Origin of the sequence: Bacillus sp. N5-665 (assembly GCF_022637375.2) — a bacterium.
In the GTDB taxonomy this organism is placed as follows: domain Bacteria; phylum Bacillota; class Bacilli; order Bacillales; family Bacillaceae_G; genus Bacillus_A; species Bacillus_A wiedmannii.
Genome location: NZ_CP093325.1, coordinates 483977 through 502351 on the forward strand (window position 1 = coordinate 483977; position 18375 = coordinate 502351).

An 18375-nucleotide genomic window follows, 5' to 3' on the forward strand; every position below is an offset into this window, starting at 1 on the left:
CAGTAGTCGTATAAACGGCTACTGTTCTTTTTTTTTTTTTTTTTTGCAAAAATGAAAATTTTAGTGTCATAAAACTAATGCCATTAGTATAATAAAACTAATAGCATTAGTTTTATTCGGAAAGGGAGCTGGAAATATGAGAGTGATACATGAAAAAACGGTATATCAATTGTCATTTTTGCCAAGAGTGTTTCCTGTAAATTGTTACTTTGTCGAGGAAGAAGATGGTTTAACTTTAATTGATGCGGCTTTGCCATATAGCGCAAAAGGAATTTTACAGGCGGCTGAGAAAATAGGGAAACCCATTACTAAGATTGTATTAACACATGCGCATGATGATCATATTGGTGCATTAGACGCATTAAAGGAAGTACTTCCTAATGTTCCAGTCTATATTTCTAAGCGGGACGCAAAGCTTTTAGAAGGAGATACGATGTTACAAAAGGATGAACCAAATATACCAATAAAAGGCGGTGTACCTAAAAAGGTAAAAACGGTACCTGATATTTTATTGGAAGATGGCGACCGAGTTGGATCGCTTCTTGCGATTATGACACCGGGACATACGCCAGGGTCCATGTCGCTTCTTGATGTACGAAATAAAGCTCTTATTGTCGGGGATGCCTTCCAAACAAGAGGAGGTATGGCTGTTTCGGGACAAATGAAATTTTGGTTTCCGTTTCCTGCGATGGCAACGTGGAGCAAAGAAATATCATTACAAAGTGCAGAGAAGTTAAGCGAATATGAGCCTTCCTTGCTTGCGGCAGGACATGGGAAAATGATAAAGGATCCAGGTACTGTCATAAAACTTGCTATTAAGGAAGCTAAGCGGAATATAGAAAGTAGAAAAGAAGGTTAATTTATGTCACCGAGAATCGGACTTACATTACAGAAAATTGTAGAAACAGCAGCAGAAATTGCAGATACAAATGGAATACAAGAAGTAACGTTAGCTTCATTAGCGCAAAGGTTAGGGGTACGTTCACCTTCGCTATACAATCATGTGAAAGGTTTACAAGATGTACGGAAAAATCTTGGTATGTACGGAATACAACAGCTGCATAACAGACTGGAAGAAGCGGCCGAGGGTAAACGTATGGACGAAGCAATTCATGCTTTAGGAAAAGCGTATGTAGCATTCGTACGCAAACATCCTGGATTGTATGAAGCAACCTTTTTACGAGATGAAGAAGTAAGAAGAGCAGGAGACGGAATTGTGAAGCTTTGTCTTCAGGTTTTACAACAATACGGCTTAGAAGGAGAGAATGCACTTCATGCGACACGTGGATTCAGAAGTATTTGTCATGGATTTGCGTCGATTGAACAGCAGGGTGGATTTGGTTTGCCAATAGATTTAGATACAAGTTTACATGTATTATTGGAAACGTTTATTAAAGGATTACATGTAATGAGAAATTAAATAAGAAGCGAGGCAACTAAAAACCTTAGAAGCGATTCTAAGGTTTTTTAGTGCATATGATCCCAAAAGAATGGTAGGTTTTTTCTCATTAAATGATATTATTTTGCAGGTTTGAAAAATGTGTATATGGCTACGGAAAGGAAAACGAAAATAAATGCAATAGGATCTTGATATGGGCTAGGCTCAGAGCCCTTCTGGATTTCTGTAAGGAAGTCATGTGTTTTCATGTTTATTGCTCCTTTAACTAATAAATTTTATATGATGCGAGGGTTATGGTGGATAGGAAGTGTTTTTTGAAATTTCATATAATAATTATTGCATAGCAATCCTATTCCTAAAACTATAAAATATAAAGTTTTCATAATATGTAAAATTGCATATTATTCTTTTTGGAAATTTTGTTATATTATCTTTATATTTCAATTAAAGGATTTTGTTGAGATAAATGAGAATAACTGGAGGGATACTGTGAGTAAAACAGTGTTAGAAGCGTATAGTGTGGAAAGAAAAATAGAGAATATAACATATAAAAATCTATTTGTAATGATAGCAACCATTTTAGGATTCTTACTTCTAGGAGGATTATTCCTTGGTTTGGCTTTGGGGATTTATGGTGAGGAGGCGTTACGTGATAATTTAGAGGGGTACCATTTTCTTTTGTTAGATGCAGCTGTTGTTGCTATCGTTTTATTAGCTTATAAACCAGTTCTTCATTTTATTAAATCTATTTGGGATGTATCCGTTTTGAAGAATGGGAAGACATATTTATATCTATTAATTGGTTTTATAGTCATTGCGTTATCACAATATTTAACGTTACATGTGTTTAGTTTTGAAAGTGCAGAAGAACAGAAGGGACAATTAGGGAGCTTAGGGATTCAAAATAGCATACAAAGTATTATATATGTGTTAAGTGTTGCTATAATTACACCGATTAAAGAAGAAATTCTATTTCGAGGTATTTTATATCGATTTTTAGAAAAGAAATATAATTTTTTAGTTGGGATCATTATTTCTTCCTTCATTTTTGGAATTCTTCATGGAGGTCTTCTAATTACGGCAACGATTATGGGAATGGTATTTGCAATGTTATACAAAAAGACGCAATCTATTATACCTAGTATTATTTTACACATTGTATGGAACTTACTTGTGAGTATAAGTATGATTGTGTCTCTATAAAAATAAATACATAACCAGTATAAAAGATGAATGGCTTAGCTATTCATCTTTTATTTTGTATGCACGTGAAAAAGTTAATTCATGTATACAATCAAAAAAGAGCTAAATACTAACAGTGAACGAATAAAGAAAGGTAGGAGTATTCTATGCAAAATTTAACAGAGCTTGAAGTAGAAAACTTACGCCATTTAATTGGTGGACATGCAACAATTATTAATAAGTTAGACCAGTATGCACAGGCTTGTACAGATCCACAACTGAAACAAATGTTACAAAAGGATGCGCAAGATGCACGAAATACGAAACAGCAATTAATGACTTTCCTAGGATAGGAGGAAACGACAGATGAATGAAAAAGATATGGTAAATGATTATTTAGCGGGATTAAATGCAAGTTTAACAAGTTATGCAAATTATATTTCTCAGTCTGATAATGAACAGTTACATCAAACGTTAATCCAAATTCGTAATCAAGATGAGATGCGTCAACGTAATATGTATGAATACGCAAAGCAAAAGAGTTATTATAAGCCAGCTGCACCTGCTAACCCAATGATTGTACAGCAATTAAAAGGTCAATTAAGTGCGGAATAATGGGATGAAAAAACGAGCGAATGAAGTCGCTCGTTTTTTGTTTTGTCCCGCTATTTACTGGGCGGTAAAACCCGACTGATTAATGCTTCACTTTATATATGTCAATAAATATATAATAAATATTTTTCCAGTTGTAACAAATATGACGAAAATTGAATATGACAATTCACAAAAAGGACAAAAGGTTGCTCAATATTTCACAAAGTATCCATGGTTTATATCGTGGGAATCTCTATAATTAGGAGTGTAAAGAACAAAAGAAATAGATTATATGATCAATTAGGAGAGATTGCTATGAAAAGAAATACAAGAAAAGTTGCAATTATCGGTACTGGATTAGTTGGATCAAGTTGTGCATATTCCATTGTAAATCAAGGCATTTGCGAAGAACTATTATTAATTGATATAAATCATGAACGTGCAGTTGGGGAAGCGATGGATTTATCACACTGCATTAACTTTACAAATACAAGAACAAAAGTATATGCAGGAAGCTATGAAGACTGCAAAGATATGGACATCGTTATTATTACAGCAGGACCAGCACCAAAACCTGGACAAAGTCGCTTAGATACTTTAGGAGCGAGTGCGAAAATTATGGAAAGTGTTGTTGGCGGCGTAATGGAAAGTGGATTTGACGGTATTTTCTTACTTGCATCGAACCCAGTTGATATTATTACATATGAAGTGTGGAAATTATCTGGATTACCTAGAAATCGTGTGATTGGTACTGGTACATCACTAGATTCTTCTCGCTTAAGAACAATTCTATCTGAAATGTTACATGTAGATCCTCGTAGTATTCATGGGTATTCATTAGGAGAACATGGTGATTCTCAAATGGTTGCTTGGTCGCACGTAACTGTGGGTGGAAAGCCAATTCTACAAATTTTAGAAGAGAAAAAAGACAAATTTGGTGAAATAGATTTAGATGAAATTGTTGAGAAGACTGCAAAAGCTGGATGGGAAATTTATAAACGAAAAGGTACTACTTATTACGGAATCGGAAACTCTCTAGCTTATATTGCGAGTTCAATCTTTAACGATGATCACCGTGTCATTGCTGTATCAGCCATTTTAGATGGGGAGTACGGTGAATATGATATTTGTACAGGAGTGCCAGCTATTATTACTAGAGATGGTATGAAAGAAGTTGTAGAACTAAATTTAACAGAGGATGAAGAATCTCGATTCGCAAAATCAAACGATATTTTACGTGATTATATGAAAACAATTGGTTACTAACTTATAGGAGAAGGTGAAACAAATGAAGGAATATATAATGTCTCGTGTATTTAAAGCATCAGCTGGAATCGCACAAGGTATTTTCGTATCCCTTGGAATTGGTTTACTAATCGAAAATATAGGAAGAATTGTTGATATTCCATTGCTTATTACAATCGGAGTTGTTGCAAAATCACTTATGGCACCAGCGATTGGTGCCGGAATTGCTTTTATGCTCGGTGCAAATGGTCTTGTAATCTTCTCGGCTATGGTAGCTGGAGCGATTGGTGCCGGATCCATTTCAATTACTGAAGCAGGTCTAATAATTAAAACAGGTGAGCCAATCGGTGCATTATTAACAGCAACTTTAGCTGTATATATTGGTAAACGTTTAAGTGGAAAAACTGCGTTAGATATGATGCTCGTTCCATTTGCGGCCATATTAGGTTCTGGTTTAGTTGGTATTTGGTTATCTCATAATATTACTCCTGTTTTAAATACAGTTGGAGCATTTATTAAAGATAGCTCAGCTGGTAGCCCGTTTATCGCTTCTATCGTCATTGCAGTCGTTTGGGGACTATTACTTATCTCTCCCGCTTCATCAGCTGCGTTAGCGATTGCACTTAGCTTAGACGGTGTTGCAGGTGGTGCTGCTCTTGCAGGCTGCGTTGCTCAGTTTATCGGATTCTCTGTAATCTCAGCGAAAGAAAATAATTTAGGCGGCATATTAGCTCAGGCGCTTTGTACTCCGAAAGTGCAGTTGCCAAATATCACTAAAAATCCAATGATTCTCGTCCCAACTGTCGTCGCCAGTGCTATAGTTGGTCCAGTATCCGCATTAATTTTCCAACTAGAAGCAGGAAAAGAAATTGCAGGTCTTGGATTAAGTTCTCTTATCGCACCAATTAATTTAATTTCTAGCGAAGGATGGGAAGTTGTCCCGGCGATGGTCATCACTTATATCATCATTCCAGTAGCTGTTTCTTATATACTTTACATTGCTCTTAAAAAAGCAGGTCGTATTCACTCTGGTGATATGACTGTACCGCAATCTTAAATCGAAAATCTCCTTTTATATAGAGAAAAGCAGACTGGAAGCCACAGTCTGCTTTTTACATTTTGTGATTTTGTTTTACTGGAACACGTACAGTTTCTTTTGCTAATAAAAGCTGAACGCCGAAGTAAAGTATGCTTGCAAGCGTCATTCCAGAAATGGCGTCTACAAATGCGTGTTGCTTCGTAAATAGCGTTGATAAAATAATAAGCGTACCGAAGAAGGTAAGAATGTAATATTCAAAAGCATGTTGTTCTCTACGTTTAAAGGCAGCTAGCATAATGACAAATGTAGTTAGAACATGAATACTAGGGAAACAGTTTACCGGTTGGTCGATACTATAAATATAGCGGACTAGTTCGGAAAATACGTCTGATCCAACGACTGTTGGACGTGGTACAGTTGTTTGCCAAAAATAATAAATAGAAAAACAAGCAAGTTTTCCAAGAATGATACTACTTAAAGTGACATAATATTGTTTTCGATCCGCAAAGCAATAATAAATAAGTGCGCCGTATAAGTAAGGAAACCAAAGTAAATAAGGAATAATAAATGCTTTCACAAATGGAATCCAATCATCTACTACAGTTGTGACATCTACTGCGTGTACAGTAGATTTATTTAATACATCGTAAAGGGGACTTACGAGTACGAGTAGAAGTATATAACTTAACGGAAGAAAAGATGAAAGTTTAAATTTCTTCATGATAATCTCCTATGTTTAGTAATGTAAGTAAATTCAATTGATTATAATATAGAAACGTCATTTGAGCTATCGATTTTACTTACATTTTCTTGAATTAACCTTACGTTTTCGTCACTTGACTTAAAAGAAGGGGAGGGTGCTAAATGAAGCGTTTATCGTATTTCTTATTTTTTATATTGATATGCCTAGTGAGTGCTGGGTGTGCAAAGGATAAAGAAGGAGAGAAATTAGAATATAACGGAAGAGCACTCGTAATTGGAGTTATTGGAGAAAAGCCGAACGATACGTTTAGGAATATAAAGTTTGAGGAAATGAAGTTAGAGGAACTGGAAAAGAAATCTAAGGAAGTGGATGGTTTTTTAATAATGAAAGATCACTTTCAAGAAGCCTCAACAGAGCAGTATAAAAATGTATTTTCATCGCTAAAGAAACCAGTATTTTTTATCGGTTTGCAAGATAAATCATATTCAACGTTTATTACAAAAGGAATAGAGTATAACAGTGCACGAAAAGATGTAAATGCTATGTATACGCAAGGCTTTGCAAATATCGGAAGTGGTGAAGGACAACAATGGGCAGTCGGTTTGTCCAATGGTGGAAATACTGAAGAAAGTATTCATAATATGTATATCGTCGTATTTCGAACAATTGCCGATTATTTAAGTCGATGATGAAGGAGCCTGTAAAAGGGTCCTTTTTTATGTTTAATCAAACGTTTGTTTAAGGTGTATGTTCGGTAGGAAGAAACCGATGTAGCCCAAGGGTTAGCAAAGAAAAATAGGGAGCTAATCAAACGTTTGTTTAAGGTGTATGTTCGGTAGAAAGAAACCGATGCAATTCAAGGGTTAACAAAGAAAAATAGGGAGTTAATCAAACGTTTGTTTAAGATATATGTTCGGCGAGTGATAAGAGAAGAATCTAAAAAAATTATATATTTATTTTTCTTAACAAATGGCGGAAAAATAAGAAAAATTTGCAGGATTATTAAAAATTATCACGAAATAAGTAAAAGTTTAGCGAATAATCGTTTGAAATAATAAAACGTTTTCTATATGATAAAGGTAAAGGTTAGTAAAAAAGTAGGTGAATTTATGACAGTAACATTTTATTCATATCCAAAGTGTGGCACATGTCAAAAAGCAAAGAAATGGTTTGAGGCAAACGATGTAGCATATGAGATGATTCATATTGTTGAAAATCCACCATCAAAAGAAGATTTACGTAATTTACATGAAAAAAGTGAATTACCATTAAAAAAATTCTTTAATACAAGTGGAATGCGTTACCGCGAACTTGGTCTGAAAGATAAGTTAAAGGATGCAAGTGAAGACGAAATGTACGAACTTTTAGCATCTGATGGCATGTTGATTAAACGTCCAATCGTAACAAATGGAACGAATGTAACACTTGGTTTTAACGAAGAGCAGTTTGAAAGTGTGTGGAAAAAGTACCAATAAGGTATTTTTACATAATTAATACATTCACTGGAGGTACAGTCATGAGCATTCCAAATAATTTACGTTACTCTGAAGAACACGAATGGGTAAAAACTGAAGGTAATGAAGTTGTTATCGGTATTACTCACTTTGCACAAGGTGAGCTAGGCGATATCGTATTCGTTGAACTTCCTGAAGTAGGTGCAACAATCGAAGCTGACGAGCCATTCGGAAGCGTAGAATCTGTTAAAACAGTTTCTGAGTTATACGCACCTGTAAGCGGTAAAGTTGTAGCAGTAAACGAAGAATTAAGTGACCAACCAGAACTTGTTAACGAATCTCCATACGAGGGTGCATGGATGGTTAAAGTTGAACTTTCTGATGCAAGCCAAGTTGAGAAGTTATTAACTGCAGAAAAATATGCAGAAATGACAAACCAAGACTAATTATAGTCGACTAAAGGACAGCCTTTGTGCTGTCCTTTTTTATTTTGTGTTACATAATACATTTAAAATCGAGTGCAAATGAATAAGCTATTATGGGAATGAATGTTTTTCGGTAAGGTTTCATGTGGCTTCGTAATCTGAACGAGCCGCTTGCGCTTTTCTTTGTCCAGCTCCACCTCCTAGCCCTTCATGTCTAAGAACCTTCCGCACGAGAAGACAAAAAAGCGTCTTCTGTACGAAAGAACCTTAGCCAACAGGGCTAAACAGTCGGTGCCGCTTTTCTTTATGATCCAGCTCCAGCAGCTAGATTGTTCGGTGGCTTCGCTTCTTCCTGTAAGGCAAAAAGCGCCTTTACGTCAGAAGCTCCATCCCCCTCACAATCTGAACGAGCTGCTTGCGCTTTTCTTTATGATCCAGCTCCAGCAGCTAGATTGTTCGGTGGCTTCGCTTCTTCCTGTAAGGCAAAAAGCGCCTTTACGTCAGAAGCTCCATCCCCCTCACAATCTGAACGAGCTGCTTGCGCTTTTCTTTATGATCCAGCTCCAGCAGCTAGATTGTTCGGTGGCTTCGCTTCTTCCTGTAAGGCAAAAAGCGCCTTTACGTCAGAAGCTCCATCCCCCTCACAATCTGAACGAGCTGCTTGCGCTTTTCTTTATGATCCAGCTCCAGCGGCTAGATTGTTCGGTGGCTTCGCTTCTTCCTGTAAGGCAAAAAGCGCCTTTACGTCAGAAGCTCCATCCCCCTCACAATCTGAACGAGCTGCTTGCGCTTTTCTTTATGATCCAGCTCCAGCGGCTAGATTGTTCGGTGGCTTCGCTTCTTCCTGTAAGGCAAAAAGCGCCTTTACGTCAGAAGCTCCATCCCCCTCACGATCTGAACGAGCTGCTTGCGCTTTTCTTTATGATCCAGCTCCAGCGGCTAGATTGTTCGGTGGCTTCGCTTCTTCCTGTAAGGCAAAAAGCGCCTTTACGTCAGAAGCTCCATCCCCCTCACAATCTGAACGAGCTGCTTGCGCTTTTCTTTATGATCCAGCTCCAGCGGCTAGATTGTTCGGTGGCTTCGCTTCTTCCTGTGAGGCAAAAAGCGCCTCTAGTTCAGGAGTTCCAATGCCCTCCTGTTCTGAACGAGCTGCTTGCGCTTTTCTTTTGCAAAAATAAACAGGAAACAACATGAAAATAACGAATATACTATATACTAAGTTAAAGGTTGTATAGTATATGGTGATCGGGTGATGACATATGATTTATGTGGAAAAAGTCATTATTGTAGAAGGTAAATCAGATAGAAGAAAGATTGAATCTATTATTCGTGAACCGGTGGAAATTGTTTGTACAAATGGTACAATTGGTTTGTCGAAAATGGATGAGCTCATTGATCAGTTTTTTGATAAGGAAGTGTATGTACTAGTGGATGCTGATGATGCTGGAGAAAAGTTAAGGAAACAGTTTCGAAAAGAATTTCCGCAAGCAGAGCATATTTATATTGATCGCTCGTACCGAGAAGTGGCAACTGCGCCATCTTCACACTTAGCAAATGTATTATGGGGAGCTGACATTGACGTTTATACAGAATATTTACGGTAAGGAATGATAGAAGTGATTGATTGGACAGGAGCCGAAGCTACAGCCCTAATAGAGAACGAAGAAAAAACAGTGTTATATGTATATACTCCAATGTGTGGAACATGCCAATTAGCAAAAAAGATGTTAACAGTCGTTGAGATGACAATTGAAGACTTGAAAATTGGAATGTTAGATTTAAATTATGCTCCGCATTTAGCGAAAGAGTATGGAATCGAAAGTGTACCGTGTTTACTTGTTTTTGAAAATGGGACACTCATGAAGAAGATATATGCATTTCATTCGGTTGAATATTTATATACGGAATTAAAGTAGGCGGCAAAGTTTTTGCCGCCTCGACATATTTCTCGGGAAATATGTCGAGATGCAGGGGGGTTACAGTATTTGTCGAGCGAAAGTAACAGGATTGCTCTTTAGTGAGAGGGAATGGTATGTGTAATAGAAAGTGATATGAAGGATGTGATTTAGGGTGAAATTATATTCTTTGCTGCAATCATTTGTAAATTACGCTAATGGTCAATATCATTTAGAGCCGCTTTTAAGACAAGGAGAAAAAACTGTTAATTTCCGCTTTGGAGATGAAAGTTGTTCGCTACAAATTTCAAGAGATTATATAGAGCTGCTACATGAGGAACGAGGAACAGAGCAAATCGTTTGTTTAGATGAGGAAGATGTAAAACAATTGGTGAACGGCAATGTAAGGTTGCAAATGTTAATGAACGATGGACGTGTACAATATTCAGGAACGTATCGAACGATGCTATTAGTCGAATCGATGTTTCATATATGTAAACCGATGTCAGTGGGTGCTTAAAAGTCTGAAGTTTCTTTTTTTACGAAAATTTCTGTTGACATGGCGTATGGATATTGATACAATTCAATTCATAAAATATAGACAATTTCATAAATTACAAATCAGACGAAAATGTAATCTGATTTCTCTTATCAAGAGAGGTGGAGGGACTGTGCCCTGTGAAGCCCGGCAACCGTCAACTTATGTTGAAATGGTGCCAATTCCTGCAAAGCAAATGCTTTGAGAGATGAGAGAGAGGGATAATGTTGTTATATACGCATATAAACCTTTCTGCTTCTCTAAAGCGGAAAGGTTTTTTTATTGTTTGAATGTGGAGGACATTCAAATAATAAAAGTAGTGATAACGGTGGACTACACGCATTAAACATAAAAAATTGCGGAGTCGACCAAAAATCTAGCTTCAGCGGCTAGAACAGTCGGTCGTTTCATCCCTTCCTATGAGGCAAAAAGCGCCTCTACGTCAGGGATTCGGGCGTCCTCTTGTTCTAAACGAGCCGCTTACGCTTTTTAAACAAAAAAAGGGGTGAACATCATGATCTTGTTAGAAAATGTAAAGAAAATATATAAAGCAAAAAGCGGTGATGTCACTGCTGTAGATAATGCCAATTTAAAAATAGACAAAGGTGAAATATTTGGTGTTATCGGATATAGTGGCGCTGGGAAAAGTTCTTTAATCAGATTATTCAATCAGTTAGAGAAACCAACTTCTGGCCAAATTACAATTGCAAATCGTGTGATTTCAGCAATTACAGGGAGTGAACTTCGTAAGGCAAGGCAAGAAATTGGAATGATTTTTCAGCACTTCAATTTACTTTGGTCACGAACTGTACGCGAAAATATCGAGTTCCCACTTGAAATTGCAGGTGTCGATAAGGCGAAGAGAAGAAAACGCGTCGACGAGTTAATTCATCTTGTTGGATTAGAAGGAAGAGGGGACGCGTATCCATCTCAGTTAAGCGGAGGACAAAAGCAACGTGTTGGGATTGCAAGAGCATTAGCTAACAACCCACAAGTGCTTTTATGTGATGAAGCAACGTCAGCTCTTGATCCAGAAACGACAGATCAAATTTTAGATTTATTATTAGATATTAATAAGCGTCTCGGTTTAACAATTGTACTCATTACACACGAGATGCACGTGATTCGAAAGATTTGTAATCGAGTGGCGGTAATGGAGAAAGGAAAAATTGTAGAAACGGGTCCAGTACTTGATGTATTCCGCAATCCGCAGAAAGACATTACAAAACGCTTCGTACAGCAGTTAACGGATTCTGAAGATACAAATGAAACGATTGAAAGTTTAATTGAAAAGTATCCAGATGGTAAAGTAGTTCGTTTGCAGTTTATCGGTGAAGCTGTAGAAAGACCAGTACTTCAAAGATTAATGCAACGCAGTGATATAGAAGTTAGCATTTTGCAAGGAAATATAGCACAAACGAATAACGGCTCTTACGGTAGTTTAGTTGTTCATTTAAATGGTGAGGAAACAGCGATTCAACAAGCAATAGAGGGAATACATCAAGATCAAGTAGAGCTGGAGGTGATTGCACATGGATAAGTTAATCGCAAATGTTGATTGGAATCAAATGTTAGAAGCAACTGGTGAAACGTTATATATGACGGCAATCGCAGCTCTTGCCACATTTGTATTAGGACTAATTTTAGGATTGTTACTCTTTATGACAGCGAAAGATAATTTATGGGAAAACAAAGCGGTTAACACGGGGATTGGAGCGTTCGTAAACATTTTCCGCTCGATACCGTTCATCATTTTAATCATTTTATTAATCCCATTCACAAAGATTCTGCTTGGAACAATTCTTGGAGCGAGTGCAGCACTTCCAGCTTTAATTATTGGAGCGGCACCATTTTACGCGAGAATGGTTGAAATTGCGCTTCGTGAAATTGATAAAGGTGTAATTGAAGCTTCGAAAGCAATGGGAGCAAAAACAAGCACAATTATTTTGAAAGTGTTAATTCCAGAATCGTTACCAGCATTAGTATCTGGTATTACTGTTACGACAATTGCTTTAGTAGGCTATACAGCGATGGCGGGAGTTGTTGGTGCTGGTGGCCTTGGAACACTTGCTTATTTAGAAGGATTCCAGCGAGGAAATAACGATGTAACAATCGTTGCGACAATTTGTGTATTACTAGTTGTATTTTTCATTCAGTGGATTGGTGATAGTTTAACGACTCGAATAGATAAACGATAATAAAAAACGGGAGGATGTTTTAAATGAAAAAATTATTACTTACAGCACTTATTTCAACTTCAATTTTTGGGTTAGCTGCTTGTGGCGGGAAAGATAAAGATGAAAAAAAACTAGTTGTGGGGGCTTCTAACGTACCGCACGCTGAAATTTTAGAAAAGGCTAAACCTTTATTAGAGAAAAAAGGAATTGAATTAGAAATTAAAAAATTCCAAGACTACGTATTACCAAATAAATCGTTAGCGGATAAGGATTTAGATGCAAACTACTTCCAGCACATTCCATATTTAGAAAAAGAAATTAAAGATAAAAAATATGATTTTGAAATAGCAGGGAAAATTCATTTAGAGCCAATTGGTGTATACTCTCAAAAATATAAGAGCTTAAAAGAACTTCCGGACGGGGCGACAATTATTATGAGTAATTCCGTTACTGACCATGGACGTGGTTTAGCAATTTTACAAAAAGAAGGCATTTTAAAAATTAAAGACGGAGTAGATCCAGTTAGTGCAACTCCAAAAGATATTGCAGATAATCCGAAAAACTTAAAGTTTAAAACGGATATTGAGCCTGGTTTATTACCACAAGTGTATAACAATAAAGAAGGCGACGCTGTTTTAATTAACTCGAACTATGCAATTGATGCGAAATTAAACCCAGAAAAAGATGCAATTGCAATTGAAGGCGATGATTCTCCATACGCAAACGTATTAGTGGTTCGTAAAGGTGATAAAGATAAAAAAGCGATTAAAGAGCTTGTAGAAGTATTGCATTCTAAAGAAATTGAAGACTTTATTACTAAAGAATATAAAGGAGCAGTTGTTCCTGTAAAAGAATAATTGCTGAAAAGGGCTGGTGTATGCCGGCCCTTTTTTATAACTACATAACTATAGGGGAGAAGGGGACATCATATGAAAAAGATTCTACTATCAGTTGTTACAGCACTGTCTGTATTTACATTAGCTGCTTGCGGAGGGAAAGAAGAGAATAAGCTTGTTGTGGGAGCTTCTAACGTGCCGCACGCTGTTATTTTAGAAAAGGCACAGCCGATACTAGAGAAAAAGGGCATTAAATTAGAGATTAAAAAGTTCCAGGATTATGTTTTGCCGAATAAAGCGTTAGCGGATAAGGAAATTGATGCGAACTACTTCCAACACATTCCTTACTTAGATAAAGAAATTCAAGAAAAGGGATATAAAATTGTAAACGCAGGAAAAATCCATTTAGAGCCAATGGGCATTTATTCTAAGAAATATAAAAGTTTAAAAGAATTGCCAGATGGCGGAACAGTTATCATGAGTAATAACGTAGCGGAGCGTGGCCGTATGCTCGCATTGTTACAAAAAGGCGGCGTTATTAAATTAAAAGACGGTGTAGATGTTGTTAAAGCGACAGTAAAAGATGTTGTAGAAAATCCGAAAAACTTAAAGTTTAAAACAGATGTAGAGCCTGGATTGTCACCAAAGCTGTATGAAAATAATGAAGGTGATGCTTTATTCATTAATTCAAACTATGCAATTGATGCGAAATTAAATCCAACAAAGGATGCAATTGCGATTGAAGGATCAGACTCTCCGTATGCAAATATTATTGCAGTTCGTAAAGGTGACGAGAAGAAAAAAGAAATTAAAGAATTAGTAGAAGTATTGCATTCAAAAGAAATTCAAGACTTTATTAATAAAGAATATAAAGGTGCTGTACTTCCGGTAAGTGAATAAACACAAGGAAAGGACTGGGAAATTCCCAGTCCTTTTTTCTTTATATAAATAAGAAGAAAGGTGTATTATATAAGGATGCAAGGGAAATACTTATATACATTTGTGAAAAAATTGTTACTTTTTTTCGTCGTTTGCGATATCATTTTATTTGATATAAGATTAGAATGAGAATAAAATGAGAATATGAACGTTTTAGGAATTTTTAAAATGTATATATAGGATTAATGGAGGTATTGAGATGGCTGGTTCTACATTAACGGTTAAAGACTTACACGTATCAATTGATGGCAAAGAAATTTTAAAAGGTGTAAACCTTGAAGTAAAAGGTGGAGAAATCCACGCAATTATGGGACCTAACGGAACAGGTAAATCAACTTTATCTTCTGCGATTATGGGTCACCCAAAGTATGAAGTAACAGAAGGTAGCATCATCATCGACGGTGAAGATGTATTAGAAATGGAAGTAGACGAGCGCGCACAAGCAGGTCTATTCCTAGCAATGCAATATCCAAGTGAAATTAGCGGAGTAACAAACGCTGACTTCTTACGTTCTGCAATTAATGCACGTCGTGAAGAGGGCGATGAAATTTCTCTTATGAAATTTATCCGTACATTAGATAAAAACATGGAATTCCTAGAAATGGATCCAGAAATGGCACAACGTTACTTAAACGAAGGTTTCTCTGGTGGAGAGAAAAAACGTAACGAAATCCTTCAATTAATGATGATTGAGCCAAAAATTGCAATCTTAGATGAAATCGACTCAGGTCTTGATATCGATGCATTAAAAGTTGTATCTAAAGGTATTAACCAAATGCGCGGCGAAGAGTTCGGTTGCCTAATGATTACGCATTACCAACGTTTATTAAACTACATCACTCCAGACTTCGTTCACGTTATGATGAACGGTCGCATCGTTAAATCTGGTGGCCCTGAGCTTGCACAACGTCTAGAAGCTGAAGGTTATGACTGGATTAAAAAAGAATTAGGTATTGAAGACGAAACAACAGAGCAAGAAGCGTAAGAGAGGAGCATAAACATGACAATCGGTACATTACCTTTCGATCAAGAAACAATCCGTCAACGCGCAAGCGAAGTAAACGAAGCTGCTTGGTTGACTGAGTTCCGCTTACAAGCTCTTGCACAAGCAACTGAACTTCCAATGCCAACGCCTGATAAAACGAAAATTGAAAAATGGGACTTTATCGGAAAAGGCGACGCTGCTAAGCAAGAGCCTGTAAGTTCTTTAACAGAGCTTCCAGAAGCAGTGAAAAACTTAATCGATGAAAATAACAGCGTATTAGTACAACGTACTGGTACAACTGCATTCGTTTCTTTAGCAGACGAAGCAAAAGAAAAAGGTGTTATTTTTACAGACATCGTAACAGCTGCAACAGAGCATGCTGAATTATTACAAAAGTATTTAATGAAAGACGGCGTGAAGGTAGACGAGCATCGTTTAACTGCACTTCATGCTGCATTAATCAACGGCGGTGCATTTGTATATGTTCCGAAAAACGTTGTTCTTGAAACTCCACTTCAAGCTGTATTCTTAGTAGACGGCGAAGAAGCTAACGTATATAACCACGTATTATTCGTGGCTGATGCGAACAGTACTGCAACTTATGTAGAAAACTACGTTGCAAATGAAAATGCTAAAGGTATTGCAAATATCGTAGCAGAAGTAATCGTGGAACAAGGCGCACAAGTGAAGTTCGGTGCGGTTGATCTATTAGCAAAAGATGTAACAACTTACGTTAACCGCCGCGGTGTAGTTGGACGCGACGGCCGCATTGATTGGGCTCTAGGCCTTATGAATGACGGAAACACAATTTCAGAGAACGTTACGAACTTAATGGGCGACGGTTCATATGCTGATACGAAAACAGTAACAATTGGCCGTGGTAACCAAACGCAAAACTTTACAACTAAAGTTGTTCACTTCGGTAAACACTCTGAAGGTTGGATTTTAAAACACGGTGTACAAAAAGATAGTGCAACATCTATCTTTAACGGAATTGGTAAGATTGAACACGGTGCATCTAAATCAAATGCACAACAATCTTCTCGCGTTCTTATGTTAGATGAAAAAGCTCGCGGTGATGCAAACCCAATTCTTTTAATCGACGAAGATGATGTAATGGCAGGTCACGCAGCTTCAGTAGGCCGCGTAGATCCGTACCAATTATACTACTTGATGAGCCGTGGTATTCCAAAACGCGAAGCAGAACGTTTAGTCATCCATGGATTTTTAGCACCTGTAGTAAATGAGCTTCCAATTGAAGGAGTAAAAGCACAGCTTGTTGAGGTAATTGAAAGGAAAGTTCGCTAATGAATATTCATGAAATACGCAAACAGTTTCCAATTCTTGATCAAAAAGTGAACGGCAAACAACTTGTATATTTCGATAGTGCAGCAACTTCTCAAAAACCAATTCAAGTAATTGAAACGTTAGAACGTTACTATAAAGAATATAATTCTAACGTGCATCGCGGTGTTCATACGCTCGGTACGAAAGCTACCGACGCGTATGAAGGTGCACGCGAGAAAGTTCGCAAGTTTATTAACGCGAAATCAATGGAAGAGATTATTTTCACGCGCGGAACGACAACTGCATTAAATACAGTAGCGGCTAGCTATGGTCTTGAAAATGTAAAAGAAGGCGATGAAATCGTTATTTCTTACATGGAGCACCATAGTAACATCATTCCGTGGCAACAAGTTGCGAAGAAAACTGGTGCAACTTTAAAATACCTTCCGCTTCAACCAGACGGTACAATTTCTTTAGAAGATGTTCGTCAAACAGTTACACCGAATACAAAAATCGTTTCTATTATGCAAGTATCAAACGTACTTGGAACGATTAACCCTGTAAAAGAAATCGGAGCAATCGCACACGAAAACGGTGCAATCATGATCGTTGATGGAGCACAAAGTGCACCTCATATGAAAGTGGATGTACAAGATTTAAACTGTGATTTCTACGCATTATCTGCTCATAAGATGTGCGGACCTACAGGTATCGGCGTATTATATGGTAAAAAAGAATTGCTGAACAATATGGAGCCAATTGAATTTGGCGGTGAAATGATTGATTTCGTAGATTTACAAGAATCTACTTGGAAAGAGCTTCCGTGGAAGTTTGAAGCAGGTACACCGATTATCGGTAATGCAATCGGACTTGGTGCGGCAATTGATTTCCTAGAAGAAATCGGTCTTCATAATATTGAAAAGCATGAACATGAATTAGCGCAATATGCTTTAGAAAGACTATCAGAAGTAGATGGCGTTACAATTTATGGTCCAAAGCATCGCGCTGGTCTTGTTACATTTAATATTGAAGACGTACATCCTCATGATGTAGCAACTGTATTAGATGTAGAAGGCATTGCGGTTCGCGCAGGACACCACTGTGCACAACCGCTTATGAAGTGGCTGAAAGCTTCTTCTACAGCACGTGCGAGCTTCTATTTATATAATACAAAAGAAGAAATTGATACATTTGTTGAATCGCTAATCAAGACAAAGGAGTATTTCACAAATGTCATTTAATAATTTAGATACGTTATACCGTCAAGTTATTATGGATCATTATAAGAATCCTCGTAACAATGGCGTGTTAGAAGATAGTGTTACTGTTAACTTGAACAATCCAACTTGCGGCGATCGTATTCAACTTACGATGAAAGTAGAAGAAGGTATTGTGCAAGAGGCGAAGTTTGAAGGAGAAGGATGTTCTATCTCAATGTCTTCAGCTTCGATGATGACACAAGCAGTAAAAGGTAAGAAAATTGAAGAGGCACTTCAGCTTTCTAAAATTTTCTCTGACATGATGCTAGGAAAAGAGTACGATGACAGCATTGATTTAGGAGATATTGAAGCATTACAAGGCGTATGCAAGTTCCCTGCACGTATTAAATGTGCAACATTAGCGTGGAAAGCGTTAGAAAAGGGCTTAAACGAAGATAAGTAATGTTAAAGGTTCCTA

23 protein-coding genes and 1 riboswitch are annotated in these 18375 nt (G+C 37.1%); of the genes, 22 read left to right on the forward strand and 1 reads right to left on the reverse strand.

The annotated features are described in order from the left end of the window. Positions 1–136 precede the first annotated feature (136 nt). The 7 genes from MNO09_RS04630 to MNO09_RS04660 all read left to right on the forward strand — a co-directional run bounded on the left by MNO09_RS04630 (position 137) and on the right by MNO09_RS04660 (position 5477). Positions 137–859 (forward strand): MBL fold metallo-hydrolase, encoded by a 723-nt coding sequence (locus tag MNO09_RS04630; RefSeq protein WP_001263839.1) that lies wholly within the window; start codon positions 137–139, stop codon positions 857–859. A 3-nt stretch (positions 860–862) separates the two neighbouring features. Then, positions 863–1420 carry a TetR/AcrR family transcriptional regulator gene (locus tag MNO09_RS04635; RefSeq protein WP_000074943.1) on the forward strand — a complete coding sequence of 186 codons (558 nt, stop codon included), beginning with the start codon at positions 863–865 and terminating at the stop codon, positions 1418–1420. 468 nt (positions 1421–1888) lie between these two features. Beyond that, positions 1889–2602 carry a CPBP family intramembrane glutamic endopeptidase gene (locus tag MNO09_RS04640; RefSeq protein ID WP_000048032.1) on the forward strand — a complete coding sequence of 238 codons (714 nt, stop codon included), beginning with the start codon at positions 1889–1891 and terminating at the stop codon, positions 2600–2602. A 146-nt stretch (positions 2603–2748) separates the two neighbouring features. Then, a complete protein-coding gene (locus tag MNO09_RS04645) occupies positions 2749–2934 on the forward strand; it encodes a hypothetical protein (protein WP_001180550.1) in 186 nt (61 codons plus the stop codon). Positions 2935–2947: 13 nt separating this feature from the next. Beyond that, positions 2948–3196, forward strand: coding sequence for a spore coat protein (locus MNO09_RS04650; protein WP_001002991.1), 249 nt, complete (start codon positions 2948–2950; stop codon positions 3194–3196). 294 nt (positions 3197–3490) lie between these two features. Next, positions 3491–4441, forward strand: coding sequence for an L-lactate dehydrogenase (locus MNO09_RS04655; protein WP_002096227.1), 951 nt, complete (start codon positions 3491–3493; stop codon positions 4439–4441). A 22-nt stretch (positions 4442–4463) separates the two neighbouring features. Beyond that, positions 4464–5477 (forward strand): PTS sugar transporter subunit IIC, encoded by a 1014-nt coding sequence (locus MNO09_RS04660; RefSeq protein WP_000666176.1) that lies wholly within the window; start codon positions 4464–4466, stop codon positions 5475–5477. A 55-nt stretch (positions 5478–5532) separates the two neighbouring features. On the opposite strand, the gene MNO09_RS04665 is transcribed toward MNO09_RS04660, so the two are convergent. Continuing rightward, the gene (locus MNO09_RS04665; RefSeq protein WP_000713764.1) at positions 5533–6180 is read right to left on the reverse strand and encodes a phosphatase PAP2 family protein; all 648 of its coding nucleotides are present in this window, start codon (positions 6178–6180) and stop codon (positions 5533–5535) included. 143 nt (positions 6181–6323) lie between these two features. Between MNO09_RS04665 and MNO09_RS04670 the strand changes: the two genes are divergently transcribed. The 15 genes from MNO09_RS04670 (at position 6324) to sufU (ending at position 18360) form a co-directional block, all read left to right on the forward strand. Then, positions 6324–6851, forward strand: coding sequence for a hypothetical protein (locus MNO09_RS04670; protein WP_000826880.1), 528 nt, complete (start codon positions 6324–6326; stop codon positions 6849–6851). 420 nt (positions 6852–7271) lie between these two features. Next, the gene (locus MNO09_RS04675) at positions 7272–7637 is read left to right on the forward strand and encodes an arsenate reductase family protein (protein WP_000218969.1); all 366 of its coding nucleotides are present in this window, start codon (positions 7272–7274) and stop codon (positions 7635–7637) included. 41 nt (positions 7638–7678) lie between these two features. Next, complete coding sequence (gene gcvH, locus MNO09_RS04680; protein ID WP_000026896.1) at positions 7679–8062, forward strand: glycine cleavage system protein GcvH; 384 nt, start codon at positions 7679–7681, stop codon at positions 8060–8062. 308 nt (positions 8063–8370) lie between these two features. Beyond that, positions 8371–9219 (forward strand): hypothetical protein, encoded by an 849-nt coding sequence (locus tag MNO09_RS04685; protein ID WP_241950094.1) that lies wholly within the window; start codon positions 8371–8373, stop codon positions 9217–9219. A gap of 81 nt (positions 9220–9300) precedes the next feature. Further along, complete coding sequence (locus tag MNO09_RS04690; RefSeq protein WP_000640866.1) at positions 9301–9645, forward strand: toprim domain-containing protein; 345 nt, start codon at positions 9301–9303, stop codon at positions 9643–9645. Positions 9646–9648: 3 nt separating this feature from the next. Further along, positions 9649–9957 carry a thioredoxin family protein gene (locus MNO09_RS04695; protein ID WP_002008881.1) on the forward strand — a complete coding sequence of 103 codons (309 nt, stop codon included), beginning with the start codon at positions 9649–9651 and terminating at the stop codon, positions 9955–9957. 154 nt (positions 9958–10111) lie between these two features. Beyond that, on the forward strand, positions 10112–10456 hold the full coding sequence (locus MNO09_RS04700) for a hypothetical protein (protein WP_000781215.1): 345 nt from the start codon (positions 10112–10114) through the stop codon (positions 10454–10456). A gap of 125 nt (positions 10457–10581) precedes the next feature. After that, a riboswitch (SAM riboswitch) is annotated at positions 10582–10689 on the forward strand. Between the two features lie 299 nt (positions 10690–10988). Continuing rightward, positions 10989–12014: a methionine ABC transporter ATP-binding protein gene (locus tag MNO09_RS04705; protein WP_000601756.1), complete on the forward strand. Its 1026-nt coding sequence runs from the start codon at positions 10989–10991 to the stop codon at positions 12012–12014. Then, a complete protein-coding gene (locus tag MNO09_RS04710; protein ID WP_000359328.1) occupies positions 12007–12672 on the forward strand; it encodes a methionine ABC transporter permease in 666 nt (221 codons plus the stop codon). The genes MNO09_RS04705 and MNO09_RS04710 overlap by 8 nt, the downstream gene beginning before the upstream one ends. Before the next feature lie 23 nt (positions 12673–12695). Beyond that, complete coding sequence (gene metQ / locus MNO09_RS04715) at positions 12696–13508, forward strand: methionine ABC transporter substrate-binding lipoprotein MetQ (protein WP_000735078.1); 813 nt, start codon at positions 12696–12698, stop codon at positions 13506–13508. Positions 13509–13580: 72 nt separating this feature from the next. Next, complete coding sequence (gene metQ / locus MNO09_RS04720) at positions 13581–14387, forward strand: methionine ABC transporter substrate-binding lipoprotein MetQ (RefSeq protein WP_000722406.1); 807 nt, start codon at positions 13581–13583, stop codon at positions 14385–14387. 238 nt (positions 14388–14625) lie between these two features. Then, complete coding sequence (gene sufC / locus MNO09_RS04725) at positions 14626–15411, forward strand: Fe-S cluster assembly ATPase SufC (protein WP_000929163.1); 786 nt, start codon at positions 14626–14628, stop codon at positions 15409–15411. 15 nt (positions 15412–15426) lie between these two features. Continuing rightward, entirely contained in the window at positions 15427–16719 is a 1293-nt protein-coding gene (gene sufD, locus MNO09_RS04730; protein WP_000152177.1) for a Fe-S cluster assembly protein SufD, read from the forward strand. Continuing rightward, complete coding sequence (gene sufS, locus MNO09_RS04735) at positions 16719–17939, forward strand: cysteine desulfurase SufS (protein WP_001020765.1); 1221 nt, start codon at positions 16719–16721, stop codon at positions 17937–17939. Before sufD ends, sufS begins: the two co-directional genes overlap by 1 nt. Further along, positions 17929–18360: a Fe-S cluster assembly sulfur transfer protein SufU gene (gene sufU, locus MNO09_RS04740; protein WP_000009525.1), complete on the forward strand. Its 432-nt coding sequence runs from the start codon at positions 17929–17931 to the stop codon at positions 18358–18360. The genes sufS and sufU overlap by 11 nt, the downstream gene beginning before the upstream one ends. The last annotated feature ends 15 nt before the right edge of the window (positions 18361–18375 follow it).

What these genes read in the sequence shown, in the direction of transcription:
- MNO09_RS04650 (WP_001002991.1), top strand. Translation starts at nt 2,948, where the DNA reads ATGAATGAAAAAGATATGGTAAATGATTATTTAGCGGGATTAAATGCA.
- MNO09_RS04665 (WP_000713764.1), bottom strand. Translation starts at nt 6,180, where the DNA reads ATGAAGAAATTTAAACTTTCATCTTTTCTTCCGTTAAGTTATATACTT.
- MNO09_RS04645 (WP_001180550.1), top strand. Translation starts at nt 2,749, where the DNA reads ATGCAAAATTTAACAGAGCTTGAAGTAGAAAACTTACGCCATTTAATT.
- MNO09_RS04675 (WP_000218969.1), top strand. Translation starts at nt 7,272, where the DNA reads ATGACAGTAACATTTTATTCATATCCAAAGTGTGGCACATGTCAAAAA.
- MNO09_RS04635 (WP_000074943.1), top strand. Translation starts at nt 863, where the DNA reads ATGTCACCGAGAATCGGACTTACATTACAGAAAATTGTAGAAACAGCA.
- gcvH (WP_000026896.1), top strand. Translation starts at nt 7,679, where the DNA reads ATGAGCATTCCAAATAATTTACGTTACTCTGAAGAACACGAATGGGTA.
- MNO09_RS04690 (WP_000640866.1), top strand. Translation starts at nt 9,301, where the DNA reads ATGATTTATGTGGAAAAAGTCATTATTGTAGAAGGTAAATCAGATAGA.
- MNO09_RS04670 (WP_000826880.1), top strand. Translation starts at nt 6,324, where the DNA reads ATGAAGCGTTTATCGTATTTCTTATTTTTTATATTGATATGCCTAGTG.
- MNO09_RS04705 (WP_000601756.1), top strand. Translation starts at nt 10,989, where the DNA reads ATGATCTTGTTAGAAAATGTAAAGAAAATATATAAAGCAAAAAGCGGT.
- sufC (WP_000929163.1), top strand. Translation starts at nt 14,626, where the DNA reads ATGGCTGGTTCTACATTAACGGTTAAAGACTTACACGTATCAATTGAT.
- MNO09_RS04660 (WP_000666176.1), top strand. Translation starts at nt 4,464, where the DNA reads ATGAAGGAATATATAATGTCTCGTGTATTTAAAGCATCAGCTGGAATC.
- MNO09_RS04710 (WP_000359328.1), top strand. Translation starts at nt 12,007, where the DNA reads ATGGATAAGTTAATCGCAAATGTTGATTGGAATCAAATGTTAGAAGCA.
- sufS (WP_001020765.1), top strand. Translation starts at nt 16,719, where the DNA reads ATGAATATTCATGAAATACGCAAACAGTTTCCAATTCTTGATCAAAAA.
- MNO09_RS04655 (WP_002096227.1), top strand. Translation starts at nt 3,491, where the DNA reads ATGAAAAGAAATACAAGAAAAGTTGCAATTATCGGTACTGGATTAGTT.
- metQ (WP_000722406.1), top strand. Translation starts at nt 13,581, where the DNA reads ATGAAAAAGATTCTACTATCAGTTGTTACAGCACTGTCTGTATTTACA.
- sufU (WP_000009525.1), top strand. Translation starts at nt 17,929, where the DNA reads ATGTCATTTAATAATTTAGATACGTTATACCGTCAAGTTATTATGGAT.
- MNO09_RS04695 (WP_002008881.1), top strand. Translation starts at nt 9,649, where the DNA reads ATGATAGAAGTGATTGATTGGACAGGAGCCGAAGCTACAGCCCTAATA.
- MNO09_RS04630 (WP_001263839.1), top strand. Translation starts at nt 137, where the DNA reads ATGAGAGTGATACATGAAAAAACGGTATATCAATTGTCATTTTTGCCA.
- metQ (WP_000735078.1), top strand. Translation starts at nt 12,696, where the DNA reads ATGAAAAAATTATTACTTACAGCACTTATTTCAACTTCAATTTTTGGG.
- sufD (WP_000152177.1), top strand. Translation starts at nt 15,427, where the DNA reads ATGACAATCGGTACATTACCTTTCGATCAAGAAACAATCCGTCAACGC.